10 protein-coding genes and 2 riboswitches are annotated in these 15,978 nt (G+C 62.2%); of the genes, 6 read left to right on the forward strand and 4 right to left on the reverse strand.

The genetic code is table 11. The annotated features are described in order from the left end of the window. Positions 1–112: 112 nt before the first annotated feature. Entirely contained in the window at positions 113–409 is a 297-nt protein-coding gene (locus H9X86_RS06990; protein ID WP_204900827.1) for a YerC/YecD family TrpR-related protein, read from the forward strand. Positions 410–499: 90 nt separating this feature from the next. On the opposite strand, the gene H9X86_RS06995 is transcribed toward H9X86_RS06990, so the two are convergent. The 4 genes from H9X86_RS06995 to secA are packed head-to-tail and all read right to left on the reverse strand — an operon-like array spanning position 500 to position 9,358. Beyond that, positions 500–4,198: a phosphoribosylformylglycinamidine synthase gene (locus tag H9X86_RS06995; RefSeq protein WP_204900828.1), complete on the reverse strand. Its 3,699-nt coding sequence runs from the start codon at positions 4,196–4,198 to the stop codon at positions 500–502. Between the two features lie 39 nt (positions 4,199–4,237). Further along, a complete protein-coding gene (locus H9X86_RS07000; protein ID WP_204900829.1) occupies positions 4,238–5,716 on the reverse strand; it encodes an ABC transporter substrate-binding protein in 1,479 nt (492 codons plus the stop codon). Beyond that, positions 5,713–6,525, reverse strand: a complete 813-nt coding sequence (gene pgeF, locus H9X86_RS07005) for a peptidoglycan editing factor PgeF (protein WP_204900830.1) — start codon at positions 6,523–6,525, stop codon at positions 5,713–5,715. The genes H9X86_RS07000 and pgeF overlap by 4 nt, the downstream gene beginning before the upstream one ends. 43 nt (positions 6,526–6,568) lie before the next feature. Further along, complete coding sequence (gene secA, locus H9X86_RS07010) at positions 6,569–9,358, reverse strand: preprotein translocase subunit SecA (protein WP_204900831.1); 2,790 nt, start codon at positions 9,356–9,358, stop codon at positions 6,569–6,571. A 914-nt stretch (positions 9,359–10,272) separates the two neighbouring features. Further along, positions 10,273–10,372: riboswitch (glycine riboswitch) on the forward strand. A 119-nt stretch (positions 10,373–10,491) separates the two neighbouring features. Between secA and H9X86_RS07015 the strand changes: the two genes are divergently transcribed. From H9X86_RS07015 to H9X86_RS07035, 5 genes are all read left to right on the forward strand, one after another. Further along, on the forward strand, positions 10,492–11,904 hold the full coding sequence (locus H9X86_RS07015) for an alanine/glycine:cation symporter family protein (protein ID WP_204900832.1): 1,413 nt from the start codon (positions 10,492–10,494) through the stop codon (positions 11,902–11,904). A gap of 111 nt (positions 11,905–12,015) precedes the next feature. After that, positions 12,016–12,189, forward strand: a riboswitch (Lysine riboswitch). 113 nt (positions 12,190–12,302) lie between these two features. Continuing rightward, positions 12,303–13,247, forward strand: coding sequence for a transporter substrate-binding domain-containing protein (locus H9X86_RS07020; RefSeq protein ID WP_204900833.1), 945 nt, complete (start codon positions 12,303–12,305; stop codon positions 13,245–13,247). A gap of 67 nt (positions 13,248–13,314) precedes the next feature. After that, complete coding sequence (locus H9X86_RS07025; RefSeq protein ID WP_204900834.1) at positions 13,315–14,136, forward strand: amino acid ABC transporter permease; 822 nt, start codon at positions 13,315–13,317, stop codon at positions 14,134–14,136. Positions 14,137–14,153: 17 nt separating this feature from the next. Next, complete coding sequence (locus H9X86_RS07030; RefSeq protein ID WP_207752617.1) at positions 14,154–14,894, forward strand: amino acid ABC transporter ATP-binding protein; 741 nt, start codon at positions 14,154–14,156, stop codon at positions 14,892–14,894. A gap of 208 nt (positions 14,895–15,102) precedes the next feature. Beyond that, on the forward strand, positions 15,103–15,741 hold the full coding sequence (locus H9X86_RS07035) for a helix-turn-helix transcriptional regulator (RefSeq protein WP_204900835.1): 639 nt from the start codon (positions 15,103–15,105) through the stop codon (positions 15,739–15,741). Positions 15,742–15,978 lie beyond the last annotated feature (237 nt).

Genomic DNA, 15,978 nt, shown 5'->3' on the forward strand with positions numbered 1-15,978 from the left:
CCGGGCGGGCGCAAAGCGAAGGGGGAGGATTTTGCGAAAATCCTGTTTACTTTACCGCTTCAATGTGTTAGGATGATTTTACAATCATTCACCAAGACGCAAGGAGGAGCCTATGCCCAAAGTAGCGAGCAAGGAGCGCAGTATGGCGCTGTACGAGAGCATTTTACAGCTGGAGAGTGTGGAGGAGTGCTGTGCCTTCTTCGACGATCTGTGTACCGTGGGAGAGCTGCGGGCCATGGAGCAGCGGTATGATGTGGCCCGTCTGCTGGACCAGGGGCTGGTATACACCGAGATTTTGGAGAAGACCGGGGCCAGCTCCGCCACCATCAGCCGGGTCAACCGGATCTTCTCCTTTGGCACCGGCGGCATGCACCGGATGATCCAACGGCAGAAAGAAAAACAGGCATAACGGATCCCCCGGACCACGAGGTCCGGGGGATCGTTGCCTGAACAGGAAAGCCCCCCAGGCCTTTGGCCTGGGGGGCTTGTGTTGTGCTGCTTATTTGAAGTACAGCGCGCCGGACTCAAAGATGGGCTGCATCTTGTCCCCCACGATGTTCACACCCACATGGGGCCCCCGCCGCTCGGAGTGGCCCATCTTGCCGAACACCCGGCCATCGGGGGAGAAAATACCCTCAATGGCGCACACGGAGCCGTTGGGGTTGCCCACCATATCCATGGTGGGAGCTCCGGTGATGGGATTGACGTACTGGGTTGCCACCTGGCCGTTGGCAATGAGCTCACGCACCACGTTCTCGGGAGCCACAAAGCGGCCCTCGCCGTGGGAGATGGCGATGGAATGCAGGTCGCCCACCTGGGACTTGAGCATCCAAGGAGACTGCACCGAGGCCACCCGGGTGGTGACGTAGCGGCTCTGGTGACGGCCGATGGTGTTGTAGGTCAGGGTGGGGCAGGTGTCGTCCATGTCCCGAATCTCGCCGTAAGGCACCAGGCCCAGCTTGATGAGGGCCTGGAAGCCATTGCAGATGCCCAGCATCAGGCCGTCCCGGTTTTTCAGCAGGTCATGCACCGCATCGGTGAGCCGGGGGTTGCGGAAGAAGGAGCAGATGAACTTGGCAGAGCCGTCCGGCTCGTCGCCGCCGGAGAAGCCGCCGGGGACAAAGATGATCTGGCTTCTGGCAATGGCCTGCTCCAGCTCCAGGGCGGACTGCTGAAGATCCTCGGCGGTGAGGTTGCGCACCACCACGATCTCGGTGTCCATGCCCGCCCGCTGGCAGGCCCGGGCAGAGTCAAACTCGCAGTTGGTGCCGGGGAACACGGGGATCACCACCCGGGGCTTGGCAATGGAGCCAGAGAACACGGCGGGAGAACGTCTCTCGCAGGAGATAGCCTCCACGTCGCCGGACAGGCCAGCGTCGGTGGGGTACACAGGCTCCAGCACACGATCATTGAGCTTCAGCAGCTCGTCAATGGTGGCAGAGTCATCCCCGATGGTGATGGCACCGGAGTCGTTGGTGTAGCCCAGCAGGACCCCGCCCTCCACTGCCTCGGTGCACTCGGCAATCACCATGCCGGGGCAGGGAGCGTACCAGGGGGCGTTGACACCGCTCTCAGCAGCAAAGCCCACGCCGTTGCCCAGGGCCATTTTCATCACGCCCTCGGCCACGCCGTTCTCCACCGCCCAAGCAGCGGCCACCTTTCCGGACTGGCACAGGGCGTGGAACTGCTGGAAGGCATTGCGGTGTGCCTCATAGTCGGTAAGCTCCGCCCCGCCGAAGAGGTACACGGGGTGACCTGCGGCCTTGAACTCCTGGGTGACCACCTCGCCTGCCTTCACGGGGGCAATGGCGAAGGAAATGAGGGTGGGGGGCACGTCCATCTCCATAAAGGAGCCGGACATGGAGTCCTTGCCGCCGATGGCGGCACACTCCAGACCCAGCTGGGCATCCAGAGCACCCAGCAGCGCCTGGAAAGGCTTGCCCCAGCGCTTGGCCTCGTCCCGCAGCTTCTCAAAGAACTCCTGGAAGGTGAGATAAGCCTTTTTATAGTCCGCACCAGCGGCCACGATCTTGGCCATAGAGGTAATGACGCTGGCCTGAGCGCCCCGGTAGGGGTCAGCGCTCATCCAGTCGGGGTCAAAGCCCCAGGCCATCAGGCTGGCCTGGTCGGTCTCCTGGCCCGGCTCCACAGGGAACAGGGCCGCCATAGCCTGGGCGGGGGTGCGCTGACTTCTGCCGCCGAAGGGCATAAGTACGCTGCCAGCCCCGATGGAGCCGTCAAACCGCTCGGTGAGGCCACGACGGGAGGCGCTTTTCAGGCTCCCGGCCATGTCCCGCAGGTTGGACACGCCGCCCACGGGCTTCACAGTGCCCTGGGGCACCTCCACCTGGGCATGCTTCACAGCGCCGTTGGTGTTCAAAAAGGCACGGCTCAGGTTGGCAATGGTCTGGCCCTTCCAGGTCATGACCATGCGGGGGCTCTCGGTGACCACAGCCACCTGATAGGCCTCCAGGTTTTCGCTGTGAGCAGCGGCCATGAAGGCCTCGGCGTCCTCGGGAGACACCACCACGGCCATACGCTCCTGGCTCTCGCTGATGGCCAGCTCGGTGCCGTCCAGGCCGTCATACTTCTTGCGCACAGCGTCCAGGTCGATGGTCAAGCCGTCGGCCAGCTCGCCAATGGCCACGGACACGCCGCCGGCGCCGAAGTCGTTGCACCGCTTGATGAGACGGGTCACGTCGCCCCGGCGGAACAGACGCTGAATCTTGCGCTCCTCTGGGGCGTTGCCCTTCTGCACCTCACTGGCCATGGTGGACAGAGAGGTCATGTTGTGGCTCTTGGAGGAGCCGGTGGCGCCGCCGATGCCGTCCCGTCCGGTGCGGCCACCCAGCAGGATCACCACGTCGCCGGGGGCGGGCACCTCCCGCCGCACATGGTCGGCAGGGGCAGCGCCCACCACAGCCCCGCACTCCATGCGCTTGGCGATGTAGCCGGGGTGGTAGACCTCCGCCACGTGGCCGGTGGCCAGGCCGATCTGGTTGCCGTAGGAGGAGTAGCCAGCGGCAGCGGTCTGGGCGATTTTGCGCTGGGGCAGCTTGCCGGGGATGGTCTGGTCAAAGGGCACAGTGGGGTCGCCGCCGCCGGTGACACGCATGGCCTGGTGGACATATACACGCCCCGACAAGGGGTCACGGATGCACCCGCCGATGCAGGTGGCGGCACCGCCGAAGGGCTCGATCTCAGTGGGGTGGTTGTGGGTCTCGTTTTTGAACATCAGCAGCCAGTCCTGCTCCTTACCGTCCACCTGGGCGGGGACGTGGATGGAGCAGGCGTTGATCTCCTCGCTCTCGTCCAGCTCGGGGAGCAGACCACGCTTTTTCAGGGTCTTGGCACCGATGGTGGCCAGGTCCATGAGGGTCTGGGGCCGCTTGGCGGCCTTTTCCTCTCCGTACACCTCCACACGGGCATCCAAATACCGCTGATAGGCGGCCTTCACGTCCTCCCGCTGGACGCTGATGCTGTCCAGATGGGTGGAGAAGGTGGTGTGGCGGCAGTGGTCGGACCAGTAGGTGTCCACCACCCGCACCTCGGTGAGGGTGGGGTCCCGCTTCTCCTCGTCCCGGAAGTAGCCCTGGAGGAAGGTGAGGTCCGCCAGATCCATGGCCAGGCCATACTGGGCCAGCAGCCCCTCCAGCCCAGCCTTGTCCATCTGGGTGAAGCCGTGGAGCACTGGCACTGCCTCGGGCACAGGGTACTGGCTCTGGAGGGTCTCCGGCTTGTCCAGAGAAGCCTCACGGCTCTCCACGGGGTTGATGAGATGGTGGCGGATCTTGTCCAGCTGCTCTGCCGTGAGCGCCCCCTCCAGCACATACACGGTGGCACAGCGCACTGTGGGGCGCTCACCGCCGGTCATCATCTGGATGCACTGGGCGCAGGAGTCCGCCCGCTGGTCATACTGACCGGGCAGGGCCTCCACAGCCACAATGGTGTGCGCCCCCTGGGGCAGCTGAGGCATCTCCTCGTCCCAGATGCCGTCCACCTGAGGCTCGGAGAGGATGGTGGTGCGGGCTGCGTCATAGACGCTGCGCTCCACACCCTCCACGTCGTAGCGGCGGATCACCCGCACCCCGGTGAGGGTATCCACACCCAGAGGGCCTTTCAGCTCTCCCAACAGGTGCCCTGCCTCCACGTCAAAGCCGGGCTTTTTTTCCACAAAGCAGCGAAATACCATGCTCATTGCCACACTCTCCCTTATTTGTCTTTCTATGGGGGCAGATCAGCTGTCCCCTTGAACTGCTGATTGTTTATCTTCCACAGACGACCAAATCGTCCATTCAGCCACATTGGCATAGGGGTTTGCCTGGGTGGGCGACACCCCCGTCACCAGACCCCACCGCACCAGCAGGGAGCCCTTCAAAAAACAGATGGGCGCCAGCGGCGCCTTCTGGGCAAAGCCCGTCAGGTATGCCTCCAGCTCCACCTGACCCCCGGTCTTTCGCCAGGCGTCCAGCAGGGTCTGCACCTCCCCCTGGGCGCCCCCGTAGGCCAAAGACCCGGTGAGCAGCGGTGTGAGGTCGAAGTCAGAGGTCAGCTGCACCTGGCCCAGGTACAAATCGAAGCGGCCCCGCTCCAGGGCGGACACATAGTCCTCCCAGGCCAGCTCCTCCACCGTCACGGTGAAGCCCGCCCCCTCCAGCTGCACGGCGATCTGCCGTGCCACCTGCACCCGGGCGGTGTTATCGTTGTTCACCACCAGCTTCAGGGTGGCCCCAGAGGACGTACCCGCCTCCACCTCCACCTGGGGCAGTTCCCCCCACACAGGGGAGATGGGCCAGGCGGCAGGGTCTCCGTGGCCGGACAGCTGCACCTCCACCAAACTCTCCCGGTTCAGGGCAGCGGAAATGGCCCGGCGCACCCCTTCATCTCCACAAGCACCCCCCTGGGTGTGGAAGCCCAGGTAGAGCAGCTGGGTGGTGGGGTAGTCCCACACCTCACAGGTGCCGGAGTAGCCCAGGGCGCCGGGGGAGAAGAACTCGGTGCTGTCCATCCACACCTCCCCGCTGTCAAAGGCGGCCATACGCCCGTCGGGGGTGCTCACCTCCACCAGGGGAATGTGATCCGCCGGCAGGCTGTCCGCCTGATCGCTGTTGGGATTGGGGGTCAGTGCCCCGTCCCCCAGCATATACGGCCCCGTGCCCAGGGGGTCTTGCCCCTCCCGCTCCGCCACCACCGGAATGTCCAATCGTGACGTAAAATAGGCGTTGGGGGCGGACAGAGTCACTTCTACGGTGTATTCCCCGGTCTGGCGCACCCCCCGCACGGCGGACAGGCGGCTTTGGTACCGGGGGCTGGTGCGGGCCAGCTCCAGAGAGGACACCACCTGGGCGGCGGTGAGGGGGGTGCCGTCGGAAAAGCGCACCCCCTGGGCCACCTCTATGGTCCAGGTCAGGCCGTCGGCACCGGCTGTGGCTCCGGTGGCCAGCCGGGGCTGGGGCTGAAAGCTGCCATCCAGCTCATAAAGGCCCTGGTACGCCAGCCCCCCCAGCTGTAAATTCACCCCGTTGGTGCCGGTGATGGGGTGGATGGACTGCTTGGGGTCCCAGGCCAGGGAAAACACTCCGGCCTGGATGGGCTGTGTGGTGGCGGTGGGAGCCACCGGCGAGGCGGACACCTGCTCCTGGGTGGAGCTTGCGCATCCGCTGAGCATCACCGCCCCGGCCAGAGCCAGGGCCAGCAGTCTGGGCTGTTTGCTCATCGCAGCTGGATGGCAGCGGCCATGGAGCCTCGGTTGGTACCCACACAGCGGTGGCTCCAAAAAAGCTTCTGGTGGCAGCTGGTACACTGGTCACAGATCCCGATATGCTCCGGCAGCAGCCCCGCCTTCTCCAGCCGCATCCGGTTGATCCCTTTTAAGTCCACCGAGTACTTGCCGTTCTCCTGGATGTGGAGATACTGGAGCACCGGGGTAGAAAAGGCGGCCATCATGGCGTTGGGCACATCTTCATGGGTCTCAAAACAGCATGCGCCGATGCCGGGGCCAATGGCGGCCAGAATGTCCTGGGGCTGGCAGCCGTAGACCTCCTCCATCTTACGCACCACTGCCCCGGCCATGTCGGCGGCAGTGCCCCGCCACCCGGCGTGGGCAGCCCCCACCACCTGGCGCACGGGATCATAGTACAAAATAGGCAGACAGTCGGCGGAGAAGATCACCAGCGTCACCCCAGGCAGGTCGGTGACCAGCCCGTCGGCCTCATAGGACACCTTCTCATAGGGATCTTCCTTCACATCCGCCTGGGTAATGACCCGCACATGGCTGCCATGGACTTGGTTGGACATGGCCATGCGGTGGCCTTGTGCCCCCACAGCGGCGAGAAACCGACGGTAATTCTCCCGCACATGGTCGGGGTCGTCCCCCCGGCTCACGCCCAAGTTCAAAGAGGCCCACATCCCCTGGGACACACCCCCCAGGCGGGTGGAGAAGCCGTGGGCGACCCCGCCCGCCTGCTCCATCTCCTCTGAGGCAAAAAAGGTCACACCTTCCTGCTGCTTCTGGACAATCGTCATGTTGGGTTTCCTCCCGATTTGTTGGTCAGTCCCTGCTGTTTGATCACTGCTCCTGGCTGTGGTACTCAGCGCAGGTGCACTTCTTCCACTTCAGACCAGAGCCGCAGGGACAGGGGTCATTGCGGCCAATGCGCTCACCCTTCTTGGTGGGCTGTTTGGGGGCGGACTCGGTGGCGCCGCCGGACTCGCCGGTGACCTTGGCCACCCGCTGGCGCTGGATGCCCTGGTTGGTGCGGATGCGGGCCAGGAACAGCCGCCGCAGCGTCTCCTCCTGGATGGCGGCGATCATCTCCTCGAACATGTCGTAGCCTTCCCGCTTGTACTCCACCACAGGGTCGGACTGGCCGTAGGCCCGCAGGCCGATGCCCTGGCGCAGCTCGGTCATGGCGTCGATGTGATCCATCCAGTATTCGTCCACCACACGCAGCAAAACCACCCGTTCCAGCTCCCGCATGGGGTTTTGGATATTGGTCTGGCCTGCCTCGGCCAGCTGCTGGGCAATGGCCTGCTCCTGGGTCTGGTAGTTGGCCTGGGCCAGCTCCAGCAGCTTGTCGGTGAGGGCCTGGGTGGACAGGGTGTCCAGCTCCCCCTTCACCTCATCCAGCTGCTCCTTGGTGAACATCACATTGGCCCAGGGAGCCATGGCCACCTGGAAGCCCTCCTGGTCCAGCTTGCCCAGCTCCCCGGCGTGGCCGGAGACCAGGTTGGTGACGGTGTTGGTGAGCATGTTCTCAATGGCAGCGTGGACATCCTCCCCGTCCAGCACCTGGCGGCGCTGCTTGTAGATGACCTCACGCTGGGTGTTCATCACGTCGTCGTACTCCAGCACCGTCTTACGGATCTGGAAGTTCTGGGACTCCACCCGCTTCTGGGCGGACTCGATGGCGCCGGAGAGCATCTTCTGATCCAGGGGGGTGTCCTCGTCCACGCCCAGCTTCTCCATCATGGCCTGGATGCGCTCGGAGCCGAACAGGCGCAGGATGTCATCCTCCAAAGACAGGTAGAAGCAGCTCATGCCGGGGTCGCCCTGACGGCCGGCACGGCCCCGCAGCTGGTTGTCAATGCGGCGGGACTCGTGGCGCTCGGTGCCCAGAATGAACAGGCCGCCCACTGCCCGCACCTTCTCCGCCTCTTCCTTGATGGCGGGCTTGAACTGGGCCTCCGCCTCGGCAAACGCCTGGCGGGCGGCGAGAATCTCCTCGTTGTCGGTGTCGGCGTGGCCGTCGCACTCGGCTAAAAGCTCGTCGCTCATGCCCTGGCGGCGGAGCAGGGCCTTGGCCATGTACTCGGCGTTGCCGCCCAGGGTGATGTCGGTACCACGGCCAGCCATGTTGGTGGCCACGGTGACAGCCCCCAGCTTGCCGGCCTGGGCCACGATCTCTGCTTCCTTGTCGTGGTGCTTGGCGTTCAAGACGTTGTGGGGGATGCCCGCCCGGGTCAGCAGCTTGCTCACCAGCTCGGAAATCTCAATGGACACGGTACCCACCAGCACAGGCTGGCCCTTCTCGTGGCAGGCCTTGATCTGCTCCACCACGGCCCGGTACTTGCCCGCCTGGGTCTTGTACACCTGGTCGGGGCGGTCCACGCGGGCCACGGGGCGGTTGGTGGGGATCTCCACAATGTCCAGAGAGTAGATCTGGCCGAACTCCTCCTCCTCGGTCATGGCGGTACCCGTCATGCCGGAGAGCTTGTCGTAGAGGCGGAAGTAGTTTTGGAAGGTGATGGTGGCCAGAGTCTTGGACTCGTGGGCCACGGTGACGTGCTCCTTGGCCTCAATGGCCTGGTGCAGACCCTCGTTGTAGCGACGGCCATACATCAGGCGGCCGGTGAACTCGTCCACAATGATGACCTCGCCGTCTTTGACCACATAGTCGATGTCCCGGCGCATCACGCCCCGGGCCTTGATGGCCTGGTTGATGTGGTGGGACAGGGTGGTGTTCTCGGGGTCAGCCAGGTTTTCCACATTGAACTGCTGCTCGGCCTTGGCGATGCCCCGGGCGGTGAGGGTGGCGGTGCGGGCCTTCTCGTCCACGATGTAGTCGGCGTCGATATCGGCGGCCTCCTCCTCCTTGGCGTCCACGGAGGTCATCCGCTGGCACTTGAGCCGGGCCACGAAGTTGTCCACCAGCTGATAGAGCTGGGTGGATTTCTCACCCTGGCCGGAAATGATCAGAGGGGTACGGGCCTCGTCGATGAGGATGGAGTCCACCTCGTCCACGATGGCGAAGTTGTGGCCCCGCTGCACCAGCTCCTTGGCATAGATGGCCATGTTGTCCCGCAGGTAGTCAAAGCCGAACTCGTTGTTGGTGCCGTAGGTAATGTCCGCCTGGTAGGCCTTCTTCTTGGCCTCCTTATCCACCCCGTGCACCACCAGACCCACAGTGAGGCCCAGGAAGCGATAGACCTTGCCCATCCACTCCGAGTCACGCTTGGCCAGATAGTCGTTGACGGTGATGACGTGTACGCCCTTGCCGGACAGGCCGTTCAAGTAGGCGGGCAGGGTGGCCACCAGAGTCTTACCTTCGCCGGTGCGCATCTCGGCGATGCGGCCCTGGTGAAGGATGATGCCGCCGATGAGCTGCACCCGGTAGGGGCGCATGCCCAGCACACGGTCATCTGCCTCCCGGCACACGGCAAAGGCCTCAGGCAGGATGTCGTCCAGGGTCTCACCCGCTGCCAGACGGGCCTTGAACTCGTCGGTTTTGGCCCGCAGCTGCTGATCGGAGAGGGCTTTCATCTCCTCGCCCAGTGCCTCGATTTTATCCACGATGGGGGTGAGCGCCTTGACCTCCCGCTGGGAACGGGTGCCAAATATTTTTGTAAACAAACCCATGTTGTGCGCTTCCTTTCTGGTTCAGTGCTTGGGTAGAAAAACCCATTTTAACTTATGTAGTATATCATATCCTTTTTAGAGAAAAAAGAGGAAATTGAAATTTCAGTATGTTTTGGGCGTTGCCCCACCCAAAAGCCCCCTGACTGGGGCGTGTGGGTGGGCTTGTTCCTCTGTCTGAGGTGAGTTTAGACCCTGCCAGCCTGTTTTTCGCTCCGCTGGGGTCCATTTTGACCGGGCAAAATGGACGAAAACCCGCCAAAGGAGGGGCCTTCCCCCTCCTTGTGGAATCCACCCCGCTGTTCTGGGCTGTCAGGAGTTGCTTCCCCGGCCGGGCCGAAGGGTAGTTGCCATACCAGGAGGGAACACAGCTCTCTTTTGCTCGGTCGCTGCTGGGCTGGTGCACCGTTCTCCCCGTTTCGGCCCTACCTGTGGCGCACCCCGGCCGACGGCGGCCGGGCGAGGCCGCTCCACCCAGACTTGAGGTCCTGGTGGAAGGAGAGAGAACTGCCAGCGGAGTAGAAACTGCCCAGAGGTGCGTCGGGCCATCCAACCAGCCTACCAGGCCCAGGGCCGACTTGGGCCCCAACCCGGTACAAACATAAAAACATGGGGTTTCCAAAGGGATCTCCCTTTGGTGGGTCTTTGGTGACTTTCTGCCCATCAGAAAGCCACCCTGCGGAGCAAGCCCCGGCCGGCAAGCCTGTCCCCAAGGGCCCCTAGGGGGTACGTCCAAATTCTGGCGCGCTCTCCGTCACTTTACTGTGCAAAATCTCCCTTGACACTGTCCGCATGTGGCGGTATAATGTCCATCACAACAAAACAAGGACAGACGAAGCGTGCAGGAAAAGGCCGGCGATGGCCTACCGAAGGAGTGACACTCTCAGGTTCCCCACAGTGGGGTGAGGACTGTGCGTGGATGTATCTCTGGAGAAGCTCAGCAATGGGTGCCGAAGGTGCAACGTCAAAACCGCGGGTTTTGGCCAATCTCTCAGGCAAAAGGACAGAGGAAATCATACATGCGGCACGCCCGCTCCCCCTTTGGGAGCTGGTGCTGGCACAGCGTTTCCTCAGGTTGCGGACTCTCCTCCGCAGCCTGTTTTTGTTTTGTGGTAAGGAAAAGGAGAGGATATTCTATGTTACAGCAAGCAGAAGCAGCACTTTTACCCCTGGTCAACGCCTTGAATGACTATCTATCCAGCTACATTCTGGTGTTTTTGCTCATTGGCGTTGGCCTGTTTTATTCCATCCGTACCCGGTTTGTCCAGGTGCGCTGCTTTGGCGAGGGCATGAAAAAGGTCTTTGGCTCCCTGTCCCTGCGGGGCGGGGCCCAGGAGCAGGGCATGAGCTCCTTCCAGGCCCTGGCCACCGCCATTGCCGCCCAGGTGGGTACCGGTAACATCGTCGGCGCCTCGGGGGCCATCCTCACCGGCGGCCCCGGCGCCATCTTCTGGATGTGGGTCATCGCCTTCTTCGGCATGGCCACCATCTATGCCGAGGCCACCCTGGCCATCCACACCCGTGTCATTGACAAGGACGGCCACGTCCACGGCGGCCCCGTATACTATATTACCACCGCCTTCCGGGGTGCTTTTGGTAAATTCCTGGCGGGCTTCTTTGCCGTGGCCATCATTCTGGCCCTGGGCTTTATGGGCTGTATGGTGCAGTCCAACTCCATCGGCTCCACCTTCCAGACCGCTTTCGGTGTGCCCTCCTGGGTGATGGGCGTAGTGCTGGTGGTCATCTGTGCCTTCATCTTCCTGGGCGGGGTGCAGCGTCTGGCCGCCGTCACCGAGAAGCTGGTGCCCCTCATGGCCGCAGTGTTCCTGCTGGGTGCCCTGGTGGTGCTCATTGCCCGCATCACCTACCTGCCCGAGACCTTCGCCATGATCTTCCGCTATGCCTTCCAGCCCCAGGCCATCATCGGCGGCGGCTTCGGCTACGCCATCAAGACCGCCATCAGCCAGGGCGCCAAGCGTGGCCTGTTCTCCAACGAGGCAGGCATGGGCTCCACCCCCCACGCCCACGCCCAGGCCAACGTGAAAGACCCCCACGAGCAGGGTGTGGTGGCCATGATCGGCGTGTTCATCGACACCTTTGTGGTACTCACCCTCAACGCCCTGGTGGTCATCTCCACCCTGTACACCCACGACGGCCCCTTGGCTGGGGGCTATGTGGGGGACATCACCGCCACCCTCAACAGTGCCAACCTGGCCCAGACCGCCTTTGGCACCGTGCTCGGCGCCCACTTTGGCGCCATCTTCGTGGCCATCTGCCTGTTCTTCTTCGCCTTCTCCACTGTGCTGGGCTGGAACCTGTTCGGCAAGATCAACGTGATGTACCTGTTCGGCAAGAAGGCCGCCCCCGTGTACGGTGTGCTGGCTCTGGTGTTCATCTTCCTGGGCACCACCATGTCCAACGACCTGGTGTGGGGTCTCACCGACCTGTTCAACAACCTCATGGTCATCCCCAACGCCATCGCCCTGTTCGCCCTGTCCTCCATCGTGGTGACCATCGCCAAACGCCGGGGCAAGGCGGTAAAGAGATGACAAATTCCCCATAGTTTCCCCGTCCCCCCTCCTCTTCCCCGGGCAGGTTTGCCAAAAATCCCATTTCCCGTTGACAAACTTGTCCGGGGGAGATATAATACGCCAAAATGAACCACTGATAGAGGCGCGGTTACGATGAGTACCCCACCCAAGGCATGGACAAAGGCCGTGGGGGAAGGGCGTCGCCGCCGAAGGGCAGATAAGCTGGTCCGGCTGTCTGTGCCTGGGCCGCAGGGAAATACCCTGCGGACTGTCACACAACATGTGTGAAGCGCTATCATGGAGGAAACAGCGTTCCCGTCCGGCTTTGGATGGGGGTTTGTTGGCCATGATCGCATCACGCGGTTCATGGTCTTTTGTTTTACCCCATCAACAAAAAAGGAAAGAGGAATGAAATCATGAAAAAGAGAGCTTTGGCCCTGATGCTGGCCGGAATGATGAGCCTGTCCCTGGCTGCCTGCGGCGGCGAGACCGGATCCAAGACGGACGACGGCGCTGCCAGCGCCACCCCCGGTGTGGAGATTCCCGCCGTGCCTGACTTCACCGACGTGGACACCTCCACCATCCTGGGTGTGGAGGACGGCGTGCTCACCGTGGGCATGGAGTGTGCCTACGCCCCCTATAACTGGATGCAGATGGACGACTCCAACGGCGCTGTGGAAATTTCCAACGTCCCCGGCTCCTACGCCAACGGCTACGACGTGATGATCGCCAAGCGCATCTGCGAGGCCTACGGCTGGGAGCTGGAGATCGTCTCCAGCGCCTGGGACTCCCTGACCCCCGCCGTCCAGGCTGGCACCATGGACGCCAACATCGCCGGACAGTCCATGACCGCTGACCGTATGAAGGAAGTGGATATGGCTGGCCCCTACTACTACGCCACCATCGTGTGCGTCACCACCAAGGACAGCGAGTACGCCTCCGCCACCTCCATTGCCGACCTGGCTGGCGGCACCTGCACCGCCCAGTCCGGCACCATCTGGTACGACTCCTGCCTGCCCCAGATCGAGGGCGCTAACCTGCTGGCTCCCGCTGACAACGCCCCTGCCATGATCATGCAGCTGCAAACCGGCACGGCTGACTTCATCTGCACCGACATGCCCACCGCCATGGCTGCCGCGGCCAAGGACGACAACCTGGTGATCCTCAACTTCTCCGGCACCGACGGGGACTTCCAGTTCCAAAGCGAGGAGGAGCGGGCCGAGAACGTGAACATCGGCATCTCCGTGCAGAAGGACAACACCGCTTTGAAGGACGCCATGGACGCCGTCCTCTCTGAGCTCACCGAGGAGCACTTCAACGCCATCATGGACCAGGCCATCGCCGTCCAGCCCGCCGTCTAATTGACCTTCCCCCGCCACCCGGCCCCTGCCGGGTGACGGGGGTTATCCGTGAAAGGAGCAAACCTCTATGGATCGCTTTCTCAAGCTGGGCCAGGATATGGCCCTACTCTGGCAAAATTACTACCCAGGGTATCTCAACGGCATCAGAAACACCATCATCCTGGCGGTGGTAGCCACCATCATCGGCTGTATCATCGGCCTGGTGTGCGGCATTTTGAACACCATCCCCTACGCCAAGCAGGACTCCCTGCCCAAGCGCATCATCCTCAAGGCCATTCGGGTCATCGTGCGCATCTATGTAGAGGTGTTCCGTGGCACTCCCATGGTGCTGCAAGCGGTGTTCATCTACTACGGCCTGCCCTACTTCTTCGGCTCTGCCATGTCCTTCAAGGGTACAGAGGGCATCTGGCTGGCCTCCATCATCGTGGTGTCCATCAACACCGGCGCCTATATGGCCGAGTCGGTGCGTGGCGGCATCATCTCCATTGACCCCGGCCAGACCGAGGGCGCCAAGGCCATCGGTATGAACCACTTCCAGACCATGACCTGCGTCATCCTGCCCCAGGCCATCCGCAACATCATCCCCCAGATCGGCAACAACTTCATCATCAACATCAAGGACACCTCCGTGATGTTCATCATCAGCTTCACCGAGTTCTTTGCCTTCCACCGCTACATCGTGGGCGTGAACAACATGTACTTCCCCTCCGCCGCCATCGAGATGATCGGCTACCTCACCATGACCCTCATCGCCTCGGCTGCCCTGCGGCTCATCGAAAAGTACATGGACGGGTCGGACAACTACGAGCTGGTGCAGACTGACTCCCTCACCATGACCGCCGGGACGTACAGCCACCCCAACCGCAGTAATCCCTTTGATAAGAAATAAGGAGGAGGACAGTACATATGAATGACGCCATTTTACAAGTGCAGCACCTGTCCAAGTCCTTTGGCAAGCACGAGGTGCTTCGTGACATTGACTTCACCGTCCGTCCCGGGGACGTGACCTCCATCATCGGCGCCTCCGGCTCCGGTAAGTCCACCCTTCTGCGGTGCATCAACCTCCTGGAGACCCCCACCGCCGGGGACATCCTCTTCCACGGGGAGAACATCACCGCCCGGGGCTTCAACCCCTGCCAGTACCGCTCCAAGGTGGGCATGGTGTTCCAGTCCTTCAACCTGTTCAACAACATGACGGTGCTGGAAAACTGCATGGTGGGCCAGGTGAAGGTGCTGAAAAAGTCCAAGGCTGAGGCCAAGGAAAACGCCATGAAGTATTTGGAGCAGGTGGGCATGGCCCCCTACATCAACGCCCGGCCCCGGCAGATCTCCGGCGGTCAGCGCCAGCGTGTGGCCATTGCCCGGGCCCTGGCCATGGAGCCGGAAGTGCTGCTCTTTGACGAGCCCACCTCCGCCCTGGACCCCGAGATGGTGGGCGAGGTGCTCTCCGTCATGCGGGATCTGGCCCGGCAGGGTATGACCATGCTGGTGGTGACCCACGAGATGGCCTTTGCCCGGGACGTGTCCAACCACGTGGTGTTCATGGCCGACGGGGTCATCTGCGAACAGGGCGACCCCCAGGACGTGTTTACCAATCCCCGAGAGACCAGAACCCGGGAATTTTTATCCCGGTTCATGGGAGAATGAGAAACCCGCCCCGGTGGCGTGCAGACGTTGCACCCCACCGGGGCGGGTTTTAATGAATCATGAAAAATGAATCGTTAATCGTTATGGTGTGCCGCATAGCGGCACGAATTTTCATTAGAGGTGGAGACTTGAGGGCTTCCCCCTTGCCAACCCACTCCAATTTTAGTACAATAAAGGTTGACATTTTGTAGAGAAGGAGGGCTTCTTCATGACACGAGACGAGGCCTTTGAATTTTTAGACCGCACCGCCCGGGGCATTGCCGAGATGTTCGGCTCCTCCTGTGAAACCCTGGTGCATGACATGGGAGTCCCCTCCCACCCCATTTTGTCCATCTATAACGGCCATGTTTCCGGCCGTGAGGTGGGTTCTACCATGGATATTTTGGGCATCGGCCTGGAGCTGGACGAGGACTCCTCGGTCACCGACTTTGTCAACTTGGCAGCCACCACCCCCGACGGACGGCAGACCAAGTCCTCCACCTTTCACCTGATTGGGGAGGACTATAACCTGGCCCTGGGTATCAACTTCGACTACACCTCCCTGGTGTTTGCCAACCGCATCCTGGTGGATCTCATGAGCGCCAGCTCGGATCTGCAATCCGCCCTGTGGCAGGAGGGGGACTCCAAGCAGCTGGCTGACCTCTTCGAGCGGTGCCTGGCCGCCCTGGGCAAGCCGGTGGATGCCCTGAACAAGAAAGACCGCCTGCGCATGATCGCCATGCTGGAGCAGAAAAACGCCTTTTCCTTCCGTAAATCCGTGCCCTATGTGGCCAAGCACCTGGGCGTGTCCCGGTACACGGTGTACAAGTACCTGGGAGAGCTGGCAGGCCACCACGAGGAGGAGTAAGCCTACCTGCCACAAGGGGTCCCTTTTTCGACCTTTCTTCCCTTGTTTTTTACGTCCCGCTGCGCTACAATGTGGAGGATAGCTGTTTACCCGTGACACGAAGGAGACTACATCATGTATCGTGAACAATTAGAAGACTATTTTCAGGATAAGCAGGACATGCTGGTGGAGGCCGTGTGCCGCCTGGTGTCCATTGACAGTGTAGAAGGTACCCCCGCCCCCGGCGCTCCCTTCGGC

The organism is Pseudoflavonifractor capillosus, from assembly GCF_016902575.1.
GTDB classification, from domain to species: Bacteria; Bacillota; Clostridia; order Oscillospirales; family Oscillospiraceae; genus Enterenecus; species Enterenecus capillosus_A.